Raw genomic sequence first — 23201 nt, forward strand, 5'->3', positions numbered from 1 at the left:
AATTACTCTTTCATTTTTAGATAATCTTGGCCTGCTTTTAACATGGCTTGCTGGGTACTTAACGGAGCTGTCCAGCCCAGTAGTTTTTGAGCCTTGGAAGCATCTACTTCAAGTGATTCAAACAGTTGTTCATAGAGTTTGGATTTCCCTACACATGCCGCCCCTAGTTTCATAAGAGGTTGTGGAATATAAATAAAATATGGGGTTTTTCCCATACCCTGTTTTAAGTATTGAACCAGTTCACGTGTGGAAATGCGACTTTGATCTGCCACTAAAAATGTTTGGTTGGCAGCGTTGGGATGCTCAATACAAACCTGAATAAAATCGACCAAGTTCTCAAGTGCGACAAAGCTACGTTTGTTTCGTGTACGTGTAAAAGGTAAAGGTAAATTGGTTGCGACTAATTTGAGTAAACGAGCAAAGTTACCTGGCGCGTGAGCTGCGTACACTAAGGGTGGGCGAATAATCACTAATTCAATGTCTGTACCAGCAAATAATTTTTTTAATGCTTCCTCTGCTTCTAGTTTGGAAACCGCATAATCTGCATGGGGTTGTGGCAGAGCATCTTCTGTAAACGGTTGCTGTGATGTCACTGAACCATTCACACCTATAGAACTCATAAATATGAAGCGTTTTACTTTTTTGTCCAAAGCCTGACGGGCAAGTTGTAATGTCCCTTCTACATTGACTTTACAAAATTCAGCTAATGGATCTGTCGTTTGTTCATTTAGAATATGAGCACGACCTGCTAAGTGAATAATAACGTCTACATTTTCTGGAAAATCTGCTTCAAAAATATTGCTGGCAACAAGTTGTTGAATCGTGGAAGGCAGAACATTACTTTGAGTACGAACTAAAACCATAGTGTCATACAAACTATTCACCCGTTCAGTTAGAGCTGAACCTACAAAGCCTGTTGCACCTGTTATTAGAACTCTCACGCCTTAGACTCTCTTTAAAATAGCTTTAATCATATAATAGGAAAAATAAAATAGAGAACTTATTAAATTTAGTTTTAAGTGCTTTCGATAAATAGTCCATGTCCAGCTCGCTGCTTTCAACTTATTTCCGGACAAATTCTTAGCATCTTCTGCTACTCTATAATAGGCTATAGGTTCCTGAATACCTATGCCTTTTACATCTGGGCTAGAGTTAAAAATTTCTAGCCAAAATAAATAATCTTCATGACCAATGTTTTTTTGCCGGATTTGCGAATATTTTTTAAAATTATAGATAGCAGTTAGATTACCTATTGGATTACCTTTTAATAACTCTTTTTTATCTAGTAAGTTAGGAACCTTTACTATATTTTTAATTCCATCATTATTAAATCTATAGTAAGAGCCATATACAACATCAACATCATTTCTTTCTTTCAAAACTGCTAATTGTTTTTCTAACTTATTATTATCCCACTTATCATCAGAGTCTAAAAAAGCGACATAATCACCTTTAGCCTGATCTAAACCAGTATTTCTAGTTTCAGCAACACCTTTATTCTTAATATTTTTAATAAGTTTTACTCTCTTATCTTTTAAAATAAAATTTTCTACAACTTGTGATGTTTGATCTTGTGAGCAATCATCAATTACTATTAGCTCAAAATTCTTATATGTCTGCGATAAAACACTATTTATCGAATCGGATATTAACTTTTCCGCATTATATGCAGGCATGATTATACTAACTAAAAAACTCATTACCACCTCAAAGCACTCAATAGTCTTAGAAAATAAATATTAAAGATTATTAAATAAATTTAACCACTGATTACTTATTAAATTTATATCAAATTTTTTATTAGAATTAAGAGCATAAAAATGCATATTTTCCCTTAGCTCTAAATTAACAATTAACTGTTCAATCCCATTAACCAAATCATTAACATTATAATCTTGTATTAAAAGCCCGTTTTTTTCATTAACAATAATCTCGGATGGGCCGTATGGACAATTATATGCAACTAATGGTAAACCATATGATTGCGCCTCAATTAAAACCATACCTAAACCCTCAAACTTAGAAGTTTGCACTAAAAAAGAAGCACTCTTATATACATTTTCAATATCATTTATATTTTTATGAATAGTGATATTCTTTAATGACAGTTCTTGAATAAGTTTTTTCAAATTATATTCTTCATCCCCATTACCGTAAATATCTAAAGACCAATCTGGAAATCTACTATAAATTAAAGACCACGCGTGAACTAGATCAGAAAAATTTTTCTCTGGAGATAAACGACCAACTGCTATAATTTTTTTTGACAAAGAATTATAAGTTAATGTTTCAGGAGAAAAAGGAGTTGAGTTATAAATTGTATGGACTTTCTGAACATCTAAAAATTTAAAATAATTTTTTGCATCAGCATAAGTAATTGTAACGAGAGCATCTAATCGTGAATATAAATATTTAGTTAAAAATTTACCAAGCTTAGATTTTGTAAAAAACACTCCATGTTCTAAACAAATATTTTTAGATTTAGGATTAACTAAAAGAGTGATTAAAGACAATCGTTCCATATTTTGAATAAAAAGAATATCTTCTTGATTTAAAGATTTTATCTTCCTTAAAAGTTTGAAAATAGATCCATTAAAATACTGTACATCTATATTTTTATTTATATCAAAAGCCGCCAATTCTCTACAAGTATCCAGATTCAAAATTACAATCTGGTAACCTGCATCATCTAACATATTAGCTAGTTGACAAGTTACACGCTCTGTTCCTGAGCGCCCTTTTAATGAAAGAATTAAAAAGTAAACTTTTTTCATAGGTTTCATTTAAATTGGCAACCTTTTATTTAACAGATAAATAGACCGTGAGATTAACAAAATACTAAAAATTAAGTTTCCAGTAATAAATGTTTCAGAAATTAATATTAATAAAAAAACAACAAATAGACAAAAAAAGTACCTATTATTTTCTATCTTTAAGTATAGATAAGAAAAAATGAAAAATAATAAATAAACTAGAAAACCTCCATTTAATAGAATATTAGCATAGCCAGAATCAACAAATTCACTTGAGTATGATGGAAGTAATGATAATCCACCAACTTCTGAATATAGGGATTGAGCAATACTTAGCCTATAAGTTAGTAAGTGATTAAAATCAATATTAGAATAGACCCAAATTCCATTAGCAATAAAAAAGATAATAATTAAAGGAATAATACAAATAAAAATAAGAGCTCCATATCTTATAAAAGGGAGGAAGAAATTATATTTTGATAAGTAAATTAAAAATATAAAAAAAACAACAGCATATAAAGGAGTCCTTGAGCCTGTGGAAAAAGTCAACCATAAAAAAAATAAAAAAATAAAAAAACTTAATAACTTATTTTTATAAACGATGGAAACCATTAGAATTTGAGCGATATACATAGATGCAGCATTTGGATTATTAAAGCCATATGTTTGCCTTAAATTTGAAAGCGTAAATTCACTATCATCCATTAAAACCTTACTCTCAATTATATTAAAATGTGAAAGCAAAAAAATTGAAGAAAAACTTAAAATTGAAGCACCTATAGTAATTTTTATTGCTTGTTTATTATTAATAAAGTCAGCAAAAATTATACCTGGTAAAATCATAAATGCCATAATTATAAGAAATGGATTCATCGTAATTAAGAAAAATGCAGAAAATATTAAAAAATATAATTCTATTTTCCCCAAACTCCCTTTCAAAAATATAAGTAAAAGCATTAGAGCCAGTAAAAAAACTCTAGTATACAAAGATATAATAGATGCAAACTCATCATTAACCACTAAAGCCGTATAGGAAAAACCTGCCACAAAAATATAAATTGAAAATAAAATTAATATAGCAGCCTTTAATGCTAACGTGTTACCCATTACAATAAGCCTCCCCTTCTAAATCCAAAGTTTCAATATTTGAATTAAAAAAGAATTCATATAAGTCTGTATATTTTTCATATAATTGCTTATCGTATATTAAAAATGCACTAACATTATCTATAGAATTCAAGTTTAAAAGTGCAGTACTCAAGAATGAGTATACCTTAACATTATAACCTTGATTTAATAGTGTAATTACATAATCCTCAATAATAAGATTTGAATTTATTATATTAATAGCTTCCGGAAGATTTCTTTCACGAGGATGAGGGAAGTAGTTTATAACACCTATTTTAGAAAGAATTGCATTTATATTAATATTTTTACCAATATTATATTCAGAATAGGGTTGACCTAAAAAAATACTAAATTCCTTGGACTCTTTATCTCTCTCTTTATCAGAAATAAATAAAGGTAAAAAAACAGAATTTTTACATATATTTTCTACACCATTAAATATGGTATAGTGTTTTTCCGAAATAGAAACTATTTCCTTTAAATTATACCTGATACCTAAAAAAATTCTTAAATATCGCAATAGCAAGGAATAATCTCTATTTTTATAATACAAGCCTTTCTTATATATATTTGCCACACCATCGTCAAATGTAATAATATCTTTATAATTAATAGATGAACAAATGTAATGAATAAAAAAACTATCCACACTTGCAAAATAGATATTATAATATAAAGAGTCAAATTTATTTTTTAGCAAATTAACTAACTGAAAAAAATAATATAATCTATATATTTTACTTTCTTTTTCCATTATTAACCTAAAGGAGACAAGACATTTTGAACTTAGCTTCTTATAATAATAATTATATTTTTCATTATCATCATAGTACATAACTAAAAGATGATAATTATCGTCTGGATATAAATCTATTATTTTTTCTGCAATTAGCATCTGTAATGGTGTAACACAGATTATCAAATTATTTCTCATTTTTTAAAAACCACCATAAAATCAATACCAAAAATATATTTGAAAAAATTAAAGCATATGGTATTAAAAAAATACTTTTTGCAGAAAATAACCATAGAAAGAGTATATAAATAAGTGTACTGATAATCGTACATTTTGACAATTTTTTTGTATAACCATGATAAAAAAAATAATTCACTAAAATTAGATAAGGTATATTCAAAGATATGCCAAAAACATACATATATGTAAAATATTTAGAGCCACTATATTCTTGCCCTAAAAACCAAATATAAGCACTTTCTGGTATAAAAAAAGCCAATCCACCAGGAATTAAAGTCAAAGGCAAAGAGTATAAAGCCAATTTTATGATTTTACTCTCATTTAAAGTTTTATTTTTTAATTTTTCATAATACGTTGGAACCAATGCTTTATTAAGAACTCCTAATATTATAGTCAATAAACCAGCTATCTGCACTCCAGCAGAAAAGACACCTAAAGATAAAGCATCATACTGTTTATATATAAAAATCCTATCTATTTGTCCTTTAATTAGTAAAGAAAACGAATGAAAGAAAATTGGGATACCATAACTTAATAAATACAAACTATATAATTTTATCTTTTTTAAATTTACAAACTTATAGGTATTCTTAATAAAGAAAAAAATAATTGGGATTAAAACTACAATACTTGACCATAGCATTGCATCTAATCTTAACTTTACTTTATCACCGTCCATTAATTCAAGAAATGAAAACGTAAAAATAATTAGTAAAATAGCAGAACTTATTTGAATTAATATATATTCAAATTCTTTTTTTTGAGCCTGTAAAGTTGCCATATGATAGTTAATTAATATTGCAACTGATGATATAGATGCTAAGAGAAACCAATATTTTATTTTTAATAAAAATAATGAAATAGCAACTAGAATAGTTAGAGCAAACATTAATATCATACTAGAAGTTCTTAAATATGGTAATGCCTTTTTCCCCTTTTTATAATAATAGCTAAAAGTTGCAGCCTCTTGCCCTAAACTAATAAATATGCTCGCAAAGGCAATAATAGTAAGAGCATACGCTAACTCACCGTAACCAGCTGGTCCTAGTTTTCTAGTTAAGTATGGTATAAAAAAAAATGGTAAGCCTTTGGAAATCATTTCACCAAAAAAATAAATAACTATTGAGCTTCTAGCACTCATTATTTAATTTTCCATTCTTCTTTATTTAAATTTAAAAAATATGAATACCAATCTTTTGATCCAAAAAAAATTGATAAGATATAAATAATTTCAAATAAAATCTTAATTTTAAAACTTCTCTTATTTGAAATAATAAATTTAAAGTTATATTTTTTCTTTAAAAAATTACACCATTCTATAATTTTCTTTACTTCCATTAACTCCCTTTTATCAATTTCACCTTTTAAAATACCACCAATAATATAAAGCAATGTATTTTCATAAAAAATTTCATTGAATCTAACTAAAACACCTTCTTCTATTTTTTTATTATTTAGATAATAGTGGTTTTCCAACCCTTCATATGAAGTTAGTAGGCGATCATAATATTTTCTATTAAATTTCTGCCTAGTTATAGAGTTTTGATTTTCTACATACTCATAAACTGCATCATTAAACTTAAAAAAATTATTTAAAAAAATTGGCAAAATATAAATTAAATAATTATCTTCATATATAACTTTTTCAGGATAAGTAACATTATTTATTATAAAAACATCTCTACAAAATATCTTAGTTACTATTCGCCCTAAATCCAAATATTTATTTTCAAAAGATGGGTAATATCCAGACTCCACATTACCCATTGAATTAGTTATTTTATTATTTTCTCTAATATTAAAATCAATAAAGTCAAAATTAACATCAAGTTCTATTGCTTGCTTTAATCGCTCATATGCATTTGATATATCTATGTTATCATCTGAGTCTACAAACCATATATATTTTCCTGTCGCATTTTTTAGACCATTGTTTCTAGCACCTCCCGGCCCTTTATTTTCTTGATCTATAATTTTCAAACATGAACTTTTACTAAATTCTTTATAATAATTAATTAGCTTACTAAAAGTTGAATCAACTGAACCATCGTTTACTAAAATAAATTCTATATCTTTATTTTCAGTTAATGTTCTTTTAATGATATGACGTAAAGACTCGCTTCTATCGAAAGTATTAAAAAAAGGAATAACTATTGACAATAACATTACTTTAGAATTTCCCACTTTACTGGTGTATTACCAACCACATCCCGTAAAACTACTTTACCAATAATTTCATCAAAAAACTTAGGTGCTAAACCAAAACCAGGGCGAACGCTACGTATACAAGTTTCATCAATGACATCGCCTACTTTCATATCTTTCACAAAATAAAGCGAACGTCTAAATTGTGCATTGCCTTGCTCACTAGATTTACGACCATAATCTACCTGCCCTAAAGCCTGCCATGCTGTTTTGGCACCAACACATAATTGTTTCAAATCTTCAGGTTCTAATGAAAAACTATCATCAGGCCCACCGCCATTACGATCTAAAGTAAAATGCTTTTCTATAATAGAAGCACCTAATACAACCGAGGCAATCGCAGTTGTATTATCTAAAGTATGATCAGACAAACCAACAGGAATATTAAAACTTAAAGCCATATCCTGAATCGTTCTTAAATTATAATCTTCTGCTGGTGCAGGATAACCACTTACACAATGTAAAATTGCCAACTCTTTACACCCGCCATCATAGGCCGCTTGTACTGCTTCTGCAATTTCTTCTTTATCTGCCATACCTGTAGAAATAATCATTGGCTTACCTGTAGCAGCCACATATTTAATTAATGGCAAATCTACTGCTTCAAAAGATGCAATTTTATATGCAGCTGCATTTAGGTCTTCCAGTAAATCTACCGCTGTTCGATCAAAAGGAGAGCTAAAAATAGTAATATCTAGGTCACGAGCATAATCAAACAAAGGCTTATGCCACTCCCAAGGCATATGTGCTTTCTCATAAAGCTCATATAATGACTGACCATCCCACAGCCCTCCACGAATCATAAATTCTTCATTTTTACTATTAAGGGTAATGGTATCAGCCTTATAAGTTTGTAGCTTAACAGCATCTGCACCACAGACTTTTGCCTGCTCTATAATTTTTAACGCTGTTTCTAAACGACCATTATGATTGGCAGACAATTCAGCAATAATATAAGGAGGAAAATCAGTTCCAATTTTTCTATTATTAATTTTCATTTTTTAAAGCCTCATTACTTAGTAAAAACTCAGACTCACACCAAATAACTAATTTCTCATTTTGAAAAATACTATATTCAATAATGACAAAACGACCAATTTGAGTTTTTAATTTCGCTCGTCCTTCAAGCTCTAAACCTGGATAAACAGGCATTTTATAATCTACTTTTTGAGATAAATAAATAGCATTTTGAGCAGGAAACTCCATAGCTGCAATTTTTGAAATTTCAGCTAAAATTAAAGCTCCGTGCACAATTCTTTCTGAAAAACCGAGTGTTACTGCACGCTCATTACTTAAATGTACTGCATTCTTATCACCTGAAAGTTCAGCAAACTTATCTATCTTATTCCCTGAAACTTCAAAGTTCCAATTATAATTTTTTTCTATCAAATACTTATCATTATTTTTCGTTTTCAAGTAGTCACTTTTAAATAAGGATAACTGATAAATATCATAATATTTACCATCTCTTAAGTAATCTTGTCTTTTTACCCCTTCAACCTTAAATCCAAACTTGCGATGAAAGCTAATAACCGTAGTATTAAACTCTAAAACCTCACAATAAAGTTTATTTAAATCTAATTTATTAAAAGCATAATCTAAGGCGAGTTGCTCCATTTCAGAGCCTATACCTCTAACAGTAGTATCACCTGAGTAAAATGCCCAAGTCGCTTTTTTATTTTTTTTATCAATTTCAGAAAAAGACAACACTCCTAATGGTTTTTGATTTTGCTCATAAATAAAATATTGACAGCTATCACTTTTAAGAATTGAGGCAAACCATTTCATATGAGTATCTAAATCAATCATCTCGTGGTTATACATGTTTAATCGTACTGAATCTTGATTTCGCCACTTCAAAATCATTTCTGCATCAGCAAGCTGAATTGAACGGATATTTCCTTTAAACATTTGCTACCTCTAAAATCATCTCAACCACACGTTGTGTGCCTTTACCATCTATCAAACTCATTATTGCTGTTTTTCTATGACTATATTTTGCATCTGTTAAATCTAGATTTTGTAATAGTTTTAAAATATCATCTGTTGTTAAAGAATTAACATTACCAAGATTATCAATCAAATTCATTTTAGTCAGATAGTTTAAAAGTGGTGTCTGATTCTCAGCCATTTCTATCAACCCTGAATTCAGCCCCAAACAAAATCTCTCCCAAACCGTTGAACCACATGCACCAATAGCATATTGGCTCTGAGACATAATATCCGCCATATTTACTGCTGTTTCTACAATCTTGACTTTTGAATATGAAATAGATTTCTCTAACTCTAAAAGTAGATGCGGATCTAACCCGCCTGTAACAATATAAAAAGATTGCTTTTTAAAAATATTAATTGCTTCAATAACTTTTGATAATAAAGAATAGTTTCCTATTCCTCCAAAATTAATCAAAATATGCGCCTCGATATTAGGCATTTGCTGTAATTTTTTCTCTCTTAAATTTAAAAACTCATCCCTTAACAATACAAAAGATGGCCCCAATAATTTTTTTGTTGTTGCTTGAACTAAATTATCATATCGTTGTTCATATGAAGGCAGATAGTTTTGGTCAATTAAAAAATCACAATCATGCTGACGGTCAGCTAAATCATCAATAACCATTACTCGTTTGCAATATGGACGTAATACTTGTTCCCAGCGTATATCCAAAGCATAATGATCAACAATCAACCAATCTGGCTTTAATGCTTCCATAAGAGGAGTACATAAACTCGCATCTGCTTTTTGTGTTGCACCTAGCCAAGAAGCATGCGCAAGATCAGCATTAAGGTTTTGCAACTTATCTTCTTGAGATAAATCCATATAAGGCAATGCATCAACATGATAGCCTCGCTGGGTAATTAGACCAATCAAGTTGCCAGAATGCTCACGACAAATAAAATAGCATTCCGCCCCCCGATTCTTCAAAGCATCAGCTAAAGTCAAACACCGCATGACATGCCCTGTACCCATTTGAATAGAGGCATCTACCCGAAAGACAACTTTCATTGCTGTATTGCTTTGAATAACCATTCAGCACGATCCCAGTCTTCTTGTGTGTCTATATCTTGTACTCTAAAACGCGGTAACTCTACAACACTAGATTGAGAGGCAAAAATCATCTCTTTATTAAACCAAGCTCCCGCAGTACCCCAGTAGAACTGCCCAGCATCATGCCAGGCTTCTTCTAAGTCTTGAGAGCGTACATTAAAATATTGTGGTGAAAACATTTCCACAGTGTCATCTGCATTCAGCTTTATTGCACGTTGAATTGGGAATGGGTAAGTTGTTGCACTAAACACATAATTCAAATCGCTATTATTTTTAATCTTTTCTAGCCCCTGCACCAAGTCTGCTTTGGTCACAAACGGAGCAGTCGCATATAAGCAGCAAATATAATCTGGCAAGGTATGATTTAACTTATCAAACTCCTCTACTGCATGTGACATCACATCTGCAGTGGTTGCAAAGTCATCAGACAAATGTGCAGGTCTTAAAAAAGGCACCTTTGCACCATAAGCTTGTGCAACTGCCGCAATTTCCTCATCGTCTGTAGATACCCAAACCTCATCAAAACAACCACTATCTATAGCTGCTTGAACTGACCAAGCAATCATAGGTTGGCCATGAAACATCTTTATATTTTTACGCGGTATTCTTTTACTTCCACCACGTGCAGGAATCACAGCCAACTGCATAGTTATACTAGAACCTCTTTCAGTGACTCATACACGTATTGAATCTGGTCATCTGTCAAATCGGGGTACATTGGTAAGCTGATCGCTGAATCATAGTAGGCTTCAGCTACAGGAAAATCCCCAAATTTAAAACCTAGATTTTCATAGTAGGGCTGCGTATGCACAGGAATGTAGTGAACATTTACACCAATACCTTTGGCACGTAATGCTTCAAAAACTTGTTTACGTGATGCTTTAAGCTCACCCAACTTCAGACGAATCACATATAAGTGCAAACCTGAATAACTTTCAGGAATCTGGTAAGGTAAAATGACAGGCAGATCTTTCAAAACTTCATTATATCTTTTTGAAATTGTATGACGCTTTTCTACAAATTGAGTTAATCGATGCATTTGAGATACTCCCAAAGCCGCCTGTAACTCCGTCATACGATAATTAAAGCCTAATTCTACTTGTTGGTAATACCACGGCCCTTCAGTCTCTTTACTCATTAATGCTGTATTGCGGGTAACACCATGGCTTCTTAATAATTCCATTTTTTGTGCCAAGATTGCATTATTGGTTAATGCCATACCACCTTCTGCAGTGGTCACAATTTTTACAGGATGGAAACTAAAAACTGTAATATCAGAATATTTACATGCACCTATAAACTCAGACTGGTATTTTCCACCAATCGCATGAGATGCATCTTCAATAATATGAAACCCATATTCTTTAGATAAAGCATAGATTTTTGCCATATCGCATGATTGTCCACACAAATGAACAGGAATCACTATTTTAGGTAACTTATTTTCTAATTTAGCTTGTACTAATTTTTGCTGTAATGCATCTACAGACATATTATAAGTCTGTGCATCAATATCTACAAAATCAACGTCTGCACCACAATAAAGTGCACAATTCGCAGAAGCCACAAAAGTAATAGGAGATGTCCACAATACATCTCCTTTTTGCAATCCCAATGCCAAGCAAGCGATATGTAAAGCAGAAGTTGCACTATTTACTGCCAATGCATATTCTGTACCAACATAATCGGCAACTGTTTTTTCAAATAAAGGAACTTGTGGGCCTTGTGTAAGAAAATCTGACTGAAGAACACTGACTACTGCATCAATATCTTGCTGGTTTATATTTTGCTTGCCATATGGGATAAACATTTTAGATATTTCCTATTTTTTCACGATTAGCTTGTATCCAATCTTGTAGTTCAGCATCGCTCATCCACTCAGTATTATTATCACTCGCATACACAAAGCCTTCAGGTACTTTCTTACCGTCTTTAATACGTTTTGGACAAGTTGCCCACTGATTAATTGTAGGAAGAATTTTGAAGTGTTCTGGATACTCATAGGTGTAGTAAGCATCTTCAGCACTAATCATTTGCTCATGCAGCTTTTCACCAGGACGAATACCAATCACTTCTTGCTTGGCTTCAGGCGCAACAACGCGAGCCAAGTCTGTCATTTTCATAGATGGAATTTTTTTAACATAAATCTCTCCACCTACCATGTCGTCAAAAGCATGCCAAACCAAATCCACAGCATGTTCTAATGAAATCATAAAACGAGTCATACGTTCATCAGTAATAGGTAATACACCACTATCTTTAATTGACAAAAAGAATGGGATTACAGAACCACGAGAGCCCATCACATTTCCATAACGCACGACTGAGAACTTAGTACCATGCTCACCAGAGTAGGAATTACCAGCAACAAATAATTTATCAGAAGCTAGTTTAGTCGCTCCATACAGGTTAATTGGACTGCTCGCCTTATCTGTTGAAAGCGCTACAACACCTTTTACACCCTTATCAATACAAGCATCGATGAGGTTCATCGCACCATTAATATTAGTTTTTACACATTCAAAAGGATTATATTCTGCTGTTGGAACAATTTTAGTGGCTGCTGCATGTACGACGTAATCAACCCCATCTAGTGCACGATAAAGACGCTCTTTATCACGCACATCACCAATAAAAAATCTAACACGATCATCACCTTGGAACTTTTTAGCCATATCCCACTGTTTCATTTCATCACGAGAGAAAATGATGATTTTTTTAGGATTATATTTTGCAAGCGTCATCGGCACAAAAGTGTTACCGAAAGAACCAGTGCCACCGGTTATAAGGATTGTCGAGTTAGTTAGCATTTGTTCCTCTGAGAAACCTGGGTTTAAAATCTACTAGGTATAAGATTAATATTCTAAATTCTAATCTACTTTTAAAAAAGTACATGTCCGTTAGATATAGACTATTTGTAATAAATAAGTCACTTATACTGAATTTCACAATAAATAATTTTTTGTAAAAGATCTGTCGGCAGGGATACTAGCAGAAAATTATGAAGTTTCTATTATGATTTGTGCTCACATTTACTAAAAAATAGCGTAGTGTATATTTTTTGTGAAAATTTAATATTTTATTTATAATTCTTAAATAGCTTATGCTTTTTTGAGGGCATCAATTTTCTATCTTGTAAAGTTCGAACATCGTTACAAATTGCTATGTATATAACCTATAACTTAGGTAGAATAGCCTCATTTTAAAATGAATTTAAAAATTAATATTTGGGAAAACATGTGCGACATTTTCAATTAATTCTTTTATTGGCAGGCGGTATTGCTACCACAGGATGTGCGGTCACCTCTGGTTTACAAACCTACGACTTACCTAGCGAAGGCGTTTTTCAAACCGACCTTGGCACTACAGTGAATGTCATAAAACTTACTCAAGATTCTATTATGGCTGTTCAGCCTGCCGTACAGAATATTCAACAAGAATATGCCCATCTTTTTAGTGCGCAGCATCGTAACTACAGTCTAAGTTCAGGGGATATTTTATCTATTTATTTGTGGGCTTATCCAGAACTCACATCTCCAACGAATATTAGTAGTGAGCAGTCTGCTCAAGCGAATGGTTTCCAAATCGATTCCGAAGGTTATATTCAGTTTCCAATTATTGGCCGTTATAAAGCCGCAGGAAAATCACTGACCCAGGTCAACCGTGAATTACGTAGTCAACTATCACGTTACCTAAAAAATCCGGATGTGATCGCACGAGTACTATCTTATCAAGGTCAACGTTATTCGGTTCAAGGTAAAGTTCTGAAAGGCGGTCAATTCTATTTAAGCGATCAACCTGTTAGTGTTTATACTGCTTTAGGGATGGCAGGCGGTGTAAATGCAGAGCAGGGTGATAATGCTTCTATCACATTAGTACGCCAAGGACGCTCATATAGTCTGAACACTGTAGAGCTAGAAAAAGCTGGCCTCTCACTCCATAATCTGCTGATTCAGCCCAATGACACCTTATATGTCAATAATCGCGAAAATCAAAAAATTTATGTTATGGGTGAATCTGGCAAAAATCAGTCATTACCCATACGTGATCAAGGCATGAGTCTGAGTGATGTACTAGGAGAAAGTTTGGGCTTAAATCCACTTTCTGCCAGTCGGAGTAAAGTTTATATTGTAAGAAGTCAACCAAATGCACTTCACACTGAAGTCTACCAGATGGACTTGACCAGTATTGCCGATTTCGGTCTCGCTAATCAGTTTAAAATGCGCAGTAATGATATTGTTTATGTGGATGCATCTGGTTTGGCACGCTGGCAACGTGTAGTGAATCAGATTATTCCATTCTCAAATGCTTTATATAATTTTGAACGTTTGGGGAACTAATGAGAATTAAAAATATTTTGGTGGTTTGCATTGGCAATATTTGCCGTAGTCCTATGGCAGAATACTTTTTAAAACAGGAATATCCTCATTTAGAGATAGAATCTGCGGGTATTTCCGGTTTAGTCGGTCATGCAGCTGATGGAAAAGCCAGCCTATGCATGCAACGTTTTGGGATTGATATGAGTCCACATATTGCGAAAAAACTAGATGCTGAACTGATCAAAAAAGCTGACCTAGTTCTTGTGATGAGTCAAAATCAGCAAAAGCATATAGAACAAACCTGGCCTTTTGCCAAAGGTAAAACGTTTAGATTAGGTCATTGGCAGAGTACAAATGTTGCCGATCCTTATCAACATGATCAAGCATTCTTTGATGAGACCTGCCAGTTGATTCAAGCCTGTATTGCTGACTGGAAAAAATATATTTAAGTTTTTTAATATTTTCACTTTTTGATATGTAAATTATGAGCCAAACCGCCAACACCGAAGACACCATTGATTTAAAAGAATTATTTTTTTCTTTAATTGCGCAATGGAAACTTATTGCATTGTGCATTATTTTAAGTCTGATTTGTGCCTTACTGTATTTAAGAACCACACCGGATACTTATGCAGTAGATGCCATGGTACAAGTCGAAGACAGTAAAGGTACTTCCGCTGCATTGTTAGGGGATTTATCAGGTATGATCGACCAAAAATCCCCTGCTCAAGCCGAAATTGAAATTCTGAAATCACGTTTGGTATTGGGCGAGGTCATCAATCATTTAAATTTAAATATTCGTGTATCTGGTATAGAGGATAGCTTCTGGAACCGGTTAATGGCCAACCATCAATACGCCACCGAGTATTCAGAAAAATCTGTATTATTTAAAGATAATCAAAACAGTTTTGATATTCGCCAATTCGATATTCCTCAATACTTCCAAGATAAAAACTTAATTTTAAGCTTTGAGCCAGGCAAATATAGCCTGACTGATGCGATCACAGAACAAGTAGTTTTTTCTGCTCCCCTAAATCAAGTAAGTCAATCCTCATCTGAATATGGCCTCTGGAAAGTAGGTATTTTTAGTCAAGACAGTTTTGATGCCGTTTATAATATACAAAAGCAAAGCCTACCTGCTGCGATGCAATCTTTAACCGCCAATTACTCAGTCGCTGAAAAAGGTAAGATGAGTGGTGTGCTGGGATTAAACTATCAAGGCAATGACAAACAACATATTACTGAAGTTTTGAATGCAATTTTAGCTGCTTATAGCCAGCAGAATATTGAACGTCGTTCAGCAGAGACGGCTCAAACACTTAAGTTTTTAGAAGATCAATTACCTGAACTCAAACAACAACTCGATGTTGCAGAGCGTGAATTTAACCGTTTTCGTCAGCAATATAATACTGTAGATGTGACTAAAGAATCGGAATTATACTTAACTCAGAGCATCACTTTAGAAACAAAAAAAGCAGAACTGGAACAGCTAGTTGCAGAAGCTTCAGCTAAATATACCGGCGAACATCCAATGATGCAGCAAATGAATGCGCAACTCAGTGCAATCAATCAAAAAATTGCTGAACTAAATGGGACTTTAAAACGTTTACCTGAATTACAACGTCAGTACTTACAATTTTTCCGTGAAGTCGAAGTGAAGCAACAATTGTATACAGGTTTGCTCAATTCGTATCAACAACTTCGAATTGCTAAAGCAGGTGAAATTGGTAATGTCCGTATTGTCGATACTGCGGTTGAACCCATTGAACCAATTAAACCAAAGAAATTACAGATTCTGATTTTAGCAATTTTCCTTGGTGGTTTCTTAGGAACATTGCTGGCATTGTTACGTAATATGATGCGCTCAGGTATTAAAGATGCGGCTCAGATCGAAAATGAGTTGGATCTTCCTGTCTATGCCACTGTACCGCGCTCCGTTATTCAAGAAAGTCGTATTAAATTATTAAAAAAGAAAAAGAATATTCCTATTCTTGCAGTTAAAGATAGCAGTGATATTGCAATTGAAAGCTTACGTAGTATGCGAACAGCGATTCATTTTGCCCTCATGAATGCCAATAATAATGTAATTGCTATTTCGGGCCCTGCTCCGGAAATTGGTAAATCGTTTATTACCACTAACTTGGCAACTATTTTAGCGCAAGGCGGAAAACGAGTATTAGTGATTGATGGTGATATGCGTCGAGGTTATTTACATAAGTATTTCAATGCAGAGGTACAACCAGGTTTAGCAGAACTATTGAATCACCAAAATAGCTATGCAGATGTAGTACAAAACTCTACTGTAGAGAACCTGTTCTTTGTTACTCGAGGCAAAAGCCCAGTCAACCCTTCTGAACTTTTGAGCACAGATCAATTTAAAGCATTTTTAGATCAGGCATCAGCCTCTTTTGATCATATCTTGATTGATACTCCACCAGTCCTTGCCGTGACAGATGGTATTATTATTGCACAATACGCAGGCGTTAATTTATTGATTGCACGTCATGGAAAAACCCAAATTAAAGAACTTGAAATTACTGTCAATCGTTTTGAACAAGCTAATGTAAAAGTTAATGGTGTTATTCTAAATGACGTACAAAAAGGCTCTGCTGGTAGTTATGGTTATAATTATGCCTATGCTTATACTGCACATAAAGATAATGACTAATCTATTCTAAACTCAAATTTCACACTCTGTTTGAGCAGGGTGTGAAATTATCCTTCCTTACATTTATTGCAAATGATTGTTGAAAAAATCAACTAAAAAACCTATCGTGGTTATAGTTTAAAAGTCCTGAGAATATACAAGAATGTTATCCAAAACACTGCTCGCTACCTTGGCATTAAATTCTTCCCTCGCCTTTGCACAAGGCATCGCTTTAAATGACCAAAACTTACGTACCGATTTAAACTGGCTTAATCAGCAGGGTGTGATTCAAATCAGTACTTCCACTTGGCCAATGAGTGGTGATGAAATTCAACGTGCTCTTGCCCAAGCTAAAATCAACAATAATACTCAGCAAAAAGTAATTGATACTGTATTGACACATTTGAATGCCAATAACCAGTTGCTCAAAGCATCCTTATTTGCAGAAACTGATCAAAAGAATATTCCTCAAGCCTTTGGCGATCAGCAAAAAGCGCAATACCAGATAGGCATCGAGCTAAATGCGGGTAACGAGAACTGGGATGCCAGAATTCGTGTGAACGCAGAAAAAGATCTACAGATTGACAATGATCAAGATCTTAATCTTGAAGGCTCATATATCGCTGGAAAATTATGGAATCAATGGCTGATTGCTGGACAGATCCCAACCTACTGGGGTCCTGCACATGATGGCAGTTTAATTCGTGGTGATGCCAACCGCCCTGTCTATGGCATGACGATGCAGCGTGCCGAACAGAATGCCTTTGCAAACAAATGGTTGGCCTGGATTGGACCTTGGCAATATCAAGCTTTTGCCGGACAACTGGATGACTACGATGCTGTGCCTGATGCCAAACTGATTGGCTTACGTGTCACTGCACAACCTTTACCCTCTTTGGAGCTTGGTGCATCACGTGCTATTCAATGGGGTGGTGAAGGAAGACCTGAAAATTTTGACTCATTTTGGGATGCATTAATTGGTAAAGATAATGTATATGGCGACACCATTAATCCGTCAAATCAAATTGCTGGTTTTGATGCACGCTTAAATCTACATCCCCTCGTGCAAGTCCCGATGGGTATCTATGCGCAATATGTTGGTGAAGATGAAGCAGGCGGCTTGCCGGCCAAAAAAATGTATTTGGCTGGAGTCGATTATTCATCAAGTTATAACAATATGCCTTTCCAACTGTATACCGAATGGGCAGACACGCGTACCAATGGCAAGGTACAGGGCATTTCCTATAATCATAGTGTATATACAGATGGTTTTTACCAACATGGCTATCCTCTAGCGCATGCTATAGGAGGTGATGGACAAATGATATCTATTGGCGGTGATATTCGTTTTGATTCTTTAAATCGACTCAATGCACGGGTATTATTAGCCAAACTAAATGAATCCAATCGAGCCACTAATCTGGCGTTTCCGCAGCAAGATGAATTAAAAGCGCTAGATCTAACCTGGACACATTATCTACGCCCAGACATTCCACTTAAACTGAATGGGTGGGTGGGTGACTCTAAGGTACATGGTAACGATGGCGGTGTATCAATTGGTATCGAATTCCCCTTAGAAAAGGGCTTATTTTCCTATTAAGACCTATTCAACACTCAAGTACGGGTGGTAGCGACAACTTTCCCATAGCTCCCAAAATACTGATGAAACTGAAAATAAAAAACTAGCGCTTGCTGGTTTTTTATTGAGTATCCGATAATGCATCGAGCTGCCCTACACCGACTGAACCAGTCTTTAAAAAGGTGATTGACCCCAGCCCGCTGATAAATCAGCTACTTATGAGAGAAGGGTCAATAATCACCATACTTATCAACTAATATATGGCTCAGTAGCTCAGGACTGACTATACCTTTTATTAATCACTTGCGTCAGCATCAATTTTCTAGCCTGAGTGTCACATTGATCTCAAACCACTTTTCATACACTTACTATTTTTGTAGAACTGTCAATCTAACATTCAGTTTTTTACTCGTATCTCATTCGATACCTGTAGTTGATAGCCATAGGTGCATTGTGCTAATACTCGCCTATGCTCAATATTAATAGTCTACATATAATCTTGTAGTACTCCGCATTTAGCTTTCGTGAAAGTCTTATTTATGCATACTTGGTGTTATTTCACCTCTTTTGTAAATAAACTAGTGTCATGAATGCTTTTTTTTGAAAAGCGCGCAGCACCGACTTCCTGATCAGGAGCATTGACTCCCTCTTGACTCAACATCACTTTAGCCGTTTTAAACATAATTTTAAAATCAAGCCATATATTATACCGTTCAACATATTGCACATCTAATTCAAATTTTTCTTCCCAAGATAAATTATTACGTCCACTGACCTGAGCAAGTCCTGTCATACCAGGTTTTACTTCATGTCGTCTCATTTGTTCTTCAGTATAATGTTGAAGAAACTCTTTCATTTGAGGTCGAGGTCCGACAATACTCATATCTCCTTTTAAAACATTAATCAGCTGAGGCATTTCATCTAAACTAGTAGAACGTAATTTTTTTCCAAATGAAGTGATGCGAAGTTTATCAGGTAAAGGATTACCATCCTTATCTATTGCATTCCTCATAGAACGAAATTTAATCATTTTAAATAATTTACCATTTTTACCCGGTCTTTCTTGATAAAAGAAAATTGGAGAACCTAAATTTTTTTGAACCTTATAAGCCACTATAATAAAAATTGGAAATAATATAATTAAAGCCATTAATGCAATAACTATATCAATTAATCGCTTAGATACATCTTCTTTACCTTCAAATAAATAAGCAAAGGAATAAAAATGTACTTGAGGTATTAAAGAATTTCTTAAAATTAAATTACCTTTATGCATAAAATACCTAAATTTTTTTTTATTCATTTTATTTGATCGATCTTTTTCTGAAGAAAATTGTATTATTTTACTTCTATATTCACCCTTATTTTCTGAATATCTTTTTAATAAAATATTATTTTTCTCATCAAACAAAGGTTTATATATTAAAATATTACTTTCTTGATTTTTTTTGATTTTATTTTTATATTTTTTTAGATTCATTAATAAACACCTCGATATGTCTATTTTTTTTCAATCATATCAAGAGTGTTATTTTTTAAGTAGAGGTATATTTTAGGTAAAGGCTACCAACCAAAAAATAATCTTATAATAATATTTTTTTATTAAATTTTTTATTTAAATATTATTAATGAAAATTTATTCAATATTGCAACAAATTTTTTACAAATTCTTCAACAAAATAAGCCACTTCGTAAATTATTTCTATTTAATAAGACCTACTACATATTAATAGTAAATAAAGAAAGTTATTGTTAATCGAATAAAATATTCATTACAAAATACAATACAGCTCACATTAAAAAAAATGTGACAAAATGTAAGGTAATGCTAGACATTGTGATAAAGAACACGAATTTTACATCGGATCAACAGGATCAACAGGATCAACAGGATCAACAGGATCAACAGGATCAACAGGATCAACAGGATCAACAGGATCAACAGGATCAACAGGATCAACAATTCTATTAGATGGATATCCAAATCCCTAAAATTTACTTATATCATTTGTAAAAATTTGAATAACATAATTTTTATAATTTAATCATTATGTCCTTGAGTTATTTTGACTATTGATAGTCATATTCAGGTTAGTTTTTATATTTTCATATATTTTTATATAAAAATTTCAATCCTGTACTATCTACAGTTTCGTAAAATCTACAGCTGCTTTTTGATAGTGAAATACAATATTCATATATTCTTATCTTTTTTTAAAGCACCGGATAGTCCAATGCTATTTAACTAAGTACAGATAGATTGCGATTAGGCTTATAAAAAGCTCTAAACATACGTAAAAAAGTTTAAATGGGGAAATAATCATTAAAACAGTATTGAATGACAACACAGAAATAGATTTGACTTTAATCTTAGCAGTCATTCGATTGCACATAATATTGAGTATTAACATCAAACCGAATCGTGATATTTTTGATTTATTAAGGATTAGTTATAGAGATGACAATTAGTTGGCCATCAAATTATTGCTTAAGACTTATTCGCTGTGTGATTCATAGACATCATTTCAATATAATGGGTGTCTATGAACAGAGAAATTCAACAAAGACTCGTATGGGTTAAATTATTTGAAGAGACTAATGATGCTGGTCTAGTTTGTCGGAGATGTGGCATTTCTAGACCAACGTTACACAAGTGGTGGAAACGATATTCTGAGCAAGGTATTGATGGATTAAGTAGCCAGAGTAGACGTCCCTTAAAATCGCCAAATACTAAAATCAATGCTGAGCTAGAAATCTTGGTGCTCGACGTTTGCAAACAGAATTGATGAGGCTGCACGGAGTCTCGTTGTCCTTAGCGACTATCCATAAAGTACTATTCCCCCATCAAGTCAAACCGATTAAAAAATTCCGTCGTAAAGCAATTTCATTCGTTATGAACGTCCATTACCAGGCGATAGAATTCAAATGGATACCTGTAAACTGGGTCCAGGACTATATCAGTACACATCTATCGATGACTGCACACGATATCGCGTTTTAAGGATATATACACGCCGAACAGCAGCGAATACTCTCGACTTTTTAGGCTGCGTAATTGAAGAAATGCCTTTTCCCATACAGCGAATACAGACCGATCGTGGGCGGGAATTCTTTGCTGAAAAAGTACAGAAAAAATGATGCAGCATGGAATCAAATTTAGGCCAAATAAACCAGGTTCACCTCATCTGAATGGCAAGGTAGAGCGCTCACAAAAGACTGATAAATCTGAGTTCTACGCTACTGTAGATATCGATTCTGAGGATATCCAAGACAAGTTAGCCGAATGGCAGCATTACTATAACTGGATGAGACCACATTCAGCTTTGAAAGGTAAAACACCGATGGAGAGGTACTTTGAATTATGTGAAGAAACTCCTTTCTCAGATGAAGTCCAGAAGCAATACACCCCCCTCAAATAAACGGATTCAACATCCCAATTACAAAATGGATTTAGAGATCGCTAAATTGAAACGATCTCTATGAATCACACATCCTTATGCGATTGAATAAGCCTGTAATCATCTGTTTGTGAAATAAAGATTAAAGATCTATATTATAAAAATCATGTACAATCGCACGAGCACCAAATCTTTCTTTTTGATTAATCAACCCCGTATTTAAAAATTTCCCTTCATTTTCATTAGAAGTACCAAAGTCAAATATTTTGGCAAATTTCTTACTGTTATTTATTAAAAAATCAATCAGATAGTCTAATACTTTTTCTTCTCTCCCCTTATCATTACTAGCCAAATACTGAGCATGAACCACTCTCTCTGTTTCAAAAGTAACTGCTGCTGCAACAATCTGCCCATCCAGACAGCACTTATAAGCTCTTATATTATTGGGAAATCTGCTTTTCAATAAATCTATCTCAATTTCATTATGTACAGGCTGTTGGTTATGATGCTGATTTAATACTTCACGAAGAACACCCCAGACTATACTAGGCTGATCTACCTCTTCGCAAATTACCCCATTTTTTTTGAGTTTCTTAATGGATCTTTTTTTGCTCTCTGAATATGAATACTCTTCCTCTAAATCAATAGAAACACTTATATCTCTACGATAAAGGTTTGCATGATTTCTAAATAAAGCATATAAATCTTCTTGCGCTGGATAATTATGATAAATGACCGGGATACATTTATATACGATTTTTTCAATATTGTTTTCTTTTAAAAAAATCTTTAATTGAGCAAAGAGTTCAAGCATATCAGCTGTATGCACTCCCCTATCAATCAAAAACCCACCAAAGGTTAGACCTTGATGACTATAAAAAATCTTATCTTTAATATTTCCAGGCAATAAAGCTATGATTTTATGTTTATCATTTTTAAATATTAATGAGAAATCCTTAAAACGATCAGAATGATACTCCATAAAATCCCGATTAAACATAAAATGATAATTTTTACATTTTAATAAAAAATCATTCCACATTATTTTATCTAAATCTTCATATTTTTTTATTTTAAAGCTTGCCTCTTCACTCACTACAATCTCCTGGATATTATAAATATTCTCTATTTATTATTTTCAACCTAG

At 33.1% G+C, this 23201-nt stretch carries 20 protein-coding genes and 1 pseudogene; 6 read left to right on the top strand and 15 right to left on the bottom strand.

Features of this window, described 5'->3' with window-relative positions; translation table 11 throughout:
- Positions 1 to 2: 2 nt before the first annotated feature.
- From ACP7AK_RS12535 to pseB, 13 genes are read right to left on the bottom strand one after another with little or no spacing between them, the layout of a single operon-like run.
- On the bottom strand, positions 3 to 941 hold the full coding sequence (locus ACP7AK_RS12535; RefSeq protein WP_425880016.1) for an NAD-dependent epimerase/dehydratase family protein: 939 nt from the start codon (positions 939 to 941) through the stop codon (positions 3 to 5).
- A gap of 3 nt (positions 942 to 944) precedes the next feature.
- The gene (locus tag ACP7AK_RS12540) at positions 945 to 1700 is read right to left on the bottom strand and encodes a glycosyltransferase family 2 protein (protein WP_425880017.1); all 756 of its coding nucleotides are present in this window, start codon (positions 1698 to 1700) and stop codon (positions 945 to 947) included.
- Between the two features lie 39 nt (positions 1701 to 1739).
- On the bottom strand, positions 1740 to 2783 hold the full coding sequence (locus ACP7AK_RS12545) for a glycosyltransferase (protein ID WP_425880018.1): 1044 nt from the start codon (positions 2781 to 2783) through the stop codon (positions 1740 to 1742).
- Positions 2784 to 3860 carry a hypothetical protein gene (locus ACP7AK_RS12550; protein WP_425880019.1) on the bottom strand — a complete coding sequence of 359 codons (1077 nt, stop codon included), beginning with the start codon at positions 3858 to 3860 and terminating at the stop codon, positions 2784 to 2786.
- On the bottom strand, positions 3853 to 4815 hold the full coding sequence (locus ACP7AK_RS12555) for a glycosyltransferase family 52 (protein ID WP_129716935.1): 963 nt from the start codon (positions 4813 to 4815) through the stop codon (positions 3853 to 3855). Before ACP7AK_RS12555 ends, ACP7AK_RS12550 begins: the two co-directional genes overlap by 8 nt.
- Positions 4805 to 5998 carry an oligosaccharide flippase family protein gene (locus ACP7AK_RS12560; protein ID WP_425880020.1) on the bottom strand — a complete coding sequence of 398 codons (1194 nt, stop codon included), beginning with the start codon at positions 5996 to 5998 and terminating at the stop codon, positions 4805 to 4807. The genes ACP7AK_RS12555 and ACP7AK_RS12560 overlap by 11 nt, the downstream gene beginning before the upstream one ends.
- Positions 5998 to 7023 (bottom strand): glycosyltransferase family 2 protein, encoded by a 1026-nt coding sequence (locus tag ACP7AK_RS12565; protein WP_425880021.1) that lies wholly within the window; start codon positions 7021 to 7023, stop codon positions 5998 to 6000. Before ACP7AK_RS12565 ends, ACP7AK_RS12560 begins: the two co-directional genes overlap by 1 nt.
- Positions 7023 to 8060, bottom strand: a complete 1038-nt coding sequence (gene pseI, locus ACP7AK_RS12570) for a pseudaminic acid synthase (protein ID WP_425880022.1) — start codon at positions 8058 to 8060, stop codon at positions 7023 to 7025. The genes ACP7AK_RS12565 and pseI overlap by 1 nt, the downstream gene beginning before the upstream one ends.
- Positions 8050 to 8973: a UDP-4-amino-4,6-dideoxy-N-acetyl-beta-L-altrosamine N-acetyltransferase gene (gene pseH, locus ACP7AK_RS12575; RefSeq protein WP_425880023.1), complete on the bottom strand. Its 924-nt coding sequence runs from the start codon at positions 8971 to 8973 to the stop codon at positions 8050 to 8052. The genes pseI and pseH overlap by 11 nt, the downstream gene beginning before the upstream one ends.
- On the bottom strand, positions 8966 to 10093 hold the full coding sequence (pseG, locus tag ACP7AK_RS12580; protein WP_425880024.1) for a UDP-2,4-diacetamido-2,4,6-trideoxy-beta-L-altropyranose hydrolase: 1128 nt from the start codon (positions 10091 to 10093) through the stop codon (positions 8966 to 8968). The genes pseH and pseG overlap by 8 nt, the downstream gene beginning before the upstream one ends.
- Positions 10066 to 10758, bottom strand: a complete 693-nt coding sequence (gene pseF, locus ACP7AK_RS12585; protein WP_425880025.1) for a pseudaminic acid cytidylyltransferase — start codon at positions 10756 to 10758, stop codon at positions 10066 to 10068. The genes pseG and pseF overlap by 28 nt, the downstream gene beginning before the upstream one ends.
- Positions 10759 to 10760: 2 nt before the next feature.
- Positions 10761 to 11921 carry a UDP-4-amino-4,6-dideoxy-N-acetyl-beta-L-altrosamine transaminase gene (pseC, locus tag ACP7AK_RS12590; protein WP_425880026.1) on the bottom strand — a complete coding sequence of 387 codons (1161 nt, stop codon included), beginning with the start codon at positions 11919 to 11921 and terminating at the stop codon, positions 10761 to 10763.
- A 1-nt stretch (position 11922) separates the two neighbouring features.
- Positions 11923 to 12921 carry a UDP-N-acetylglucosamine 4,6-dehydratase (inverting) gene (pseB, locus tag ACP7AK_RS12595; RefSeq protein ID WP_425880027.1) on the bottom strand — a complete coding sequence of 333 codons (999 nt, stop codon included), beginning with the start codon at positions 12919 to 12921 and terminating at the stop codon, positions 11923 to 11925.
- Positions 12922 to 13350: 429 nt separating this feature from the next.
- On the opposite strand from pseB, the gene ACP7AK_RS12600 reads away from it, so the two are divergent.
- The 4 genes from ACP7AK_RS12600 (at position 13351) to ACP7AK_RS12615 (ending at position 18677) form a co-directional block, all read left to right on the top strand.
- Positions 13351 to 14451, top strand: a complete 1101-nt coding sequence (locus ACP7AK_RS12600; protein WP_425880028.1) for a polysaccharide biosynthesis/export family protein — start codon at positions 13351 to 13353, stop codon at positions 14449 to 14451.
- Entirely contained in the window at positions 14451 to 14879 is a 429-nt protein-coding gene (locus ACP7AK_RS12605) for a low molecular weight protein-tyrosine-phosphatase (RefSeq protein WP_425880029.1), read from the top strand. Before ACP7AK_RS12600 ends, ACP7AK_RS12605 begins: the two co-directional genes overlap by 1 nt.
- 35 nt (positions 14880 to 14914) lie before the next feature.
- Positions 14915 to 17098: a polysaccharide biosynthesis tyrosine autokinase gene (locus tag ACP7AK_RS12610; RefSeq protein WP_425880030.1), complete on the top strand. Its 2184-nt coding sequence runs from the start codon at positions 14915 to 14917 to the stop codon at positions 17096 to 17098.
- Positions 17099 to 17240: 142 nt separating this feature from the next.
- Positions 17241 to 18677, top strand: coding sequence for a capsule assembly Wzi family protein (locus tag ACP7AK_RS12615; RefSeq protein WP_224217118.1), 1437 nt, complete (start codon positions 17241 to 17243; stop codon positions 18675 to 18677).
- 532 nt (positions 18678 to 19209) lie between these two features.
- On the opposite strand, the gene ACP7AK_RS12620 is transcribed toward ACP7AK_RS12615, so the two are convergent.
- Positions 19210 to 19896 (bottom strand): sugar transferase, encoded by a 687-nt coding sequence (locus tag ACP7AK_RS12620; protein WP_425880056.1) that lies wholly within the window; start codon positions 19894 to 19896, stop codon positions 19210 to 19212.
- A gap of 585 nt (positions 19897 to 20481) precedes the next feature.
- Here ACP7AK_RS12620 and ACP7AK_RS12625 point away from each other — a divergent pair.
- Complete coding sequence (locus ACP7AK_RS12625) at positions 20482 to 20628, top strand: hypothetical protein (protein WP_425880031.1); 147 nt, start codon at positions 20482 to 20484, stop codon at positions 20626 to 20628.
- Positions 20629 to 21199: 571 nt separating this feature from the next.
- Positions 21200 to 22139 (top strand): annotated as a pseudogene (locus ACP7AK_RS12630) (IS481 family transposase).
- A 57-nt stretch (positions 22140 to 22196) separates the two neighbouring features.
- On the opposite strand, the gene ACP7AK_RS12635 reads toward ACP7AK_RS12630, so the two are convergent.
- Complete coding sequence (locus tag ACP7AK_RS12635; protein WP_425880032.1) at positions 22197 to 23150, bottom strand: GNAT family N-acetyltransferase; 954 nt, start codon at positions 23148 to 23150, stop codon at positions 22197 to 22199.
- Between the last annotated feature and the right edge of the window lie 51 nt (positions 23151 to 23201).

It is taken from the genome of Acinetobacter sp. TWP2-2-3 (assembly GCF_049896445.1).
Taxonomy (GTDB): domain Bacteria; phylum Pseudomonadota; class Gammaproteobacteria; order Pseudomonadales; family Moraxellaceae; genus Acinetobacter.

Coding starts and splice junctions, on each gene's coding strand:
- ACP7AK_RS12540 (WP_425880017.1), bottom strand. CDS start 1,700: ATGAGTTTTTTAGTTAGTATAATCATGCCTGCATATAATGCGGAAAAG.
- ACP7AK_RS12545 (WP_425880018.1), bottom strand. CDS start 2,783: ATGAAACCTATGAAAAAAGTTTACTTTTTAATTCTTTCATTAAAAGGG.
- ACP7AK_RS12550 (WP_425880019.1), bottom strand. CDS start 3,860: ATGGGTAACACGTTAGCATTAAAGGCTGCTATATTAATTTTATTTTCA.
- ACP7AK_RS12555 (WP_129716935.1), bottom strand. CDS start 4,815: ATGAGAAATAATTTGATAATCTGTGTTACACCATTACAGATGCTAATT.
- ACP7AK_RS12560 (WP_425880020.1), bottom strand. CDS start 5,998: ATGAGTGCTAGAAGCTCAATAGTTATTTATTTTTTTGGTGAAATGATT.
- ACP7AK_RS12565 (WP_425880021.1), bottom strand. CDS start 7,023: ATGTTATTGTCAATAGTTATTCCTTTTTTTAATACTTTCGATAGAAGC.
- pseI (WP_425880022.1), bottom strand. CDS start 8,060: ATGAAAATTAATAATAGAAAAATTGGAACTGATTTTCCTCCTTATATT.
- pseH (WP_425880023.1), bottom strand. CDS start 8,973: ATGTTTAAAGGAAATATCCGTTCAATTCAGCTTGCTGATGCAGAAATG.
- pseG (WP_425880024.1), bottom strand. CDS start 10,093: ATGGTTATTCAAAGCAATACAGCAATGAAAGTTGTCTTTCGGGTAGAT.
- pseF (WP_425880025.1), bottom strand. CDS start 10,758: ATGCAGTTGGCTGTGATTCCTGCACGTGGTGGAAGTAAAAGAATACCG.
- pseC (WP_425880026.1), bottom strand. CDS start 11,921: ATGTTTATCCCATATGGCAAGCAAAATATAAACCAGCAAGATATTGAT.
- pseB (WP_425880027.1), bottom strand. CDS start 12,921: ATGCTAACTAACTCGACAATCCTTATAACCGGTGGCACTGGTTCTTTC.
- ACP7AK_RS12605 (WP_425880029.1), top strand. CDS start 14,451: ATGAGAATTAAAAATATTTTGGTGGTTTGCATTGGCAATATTTGCCGT.
- ACP7AK_RS12610 (WP_425880030.1), top strand. CDS start 14,915: ATGAGCCAAACCGCCAACACCGAAGACACCATTGATTTAAAAGAATTA.
- ACP7AK_RS12615 (WP_224217118.1), top strand. CDS start 17,241: ATGTTATCCAAAACACTGCTCGCTACCTTGGCATTAAATTCTTCCCTC.
- ACP7AK_RS12625 (WP_425880031.1), top strand. CDS start 20,482: ATGCTAGACATTGTGATAAAGAACACGAATTTTACATCGGATCAACAG.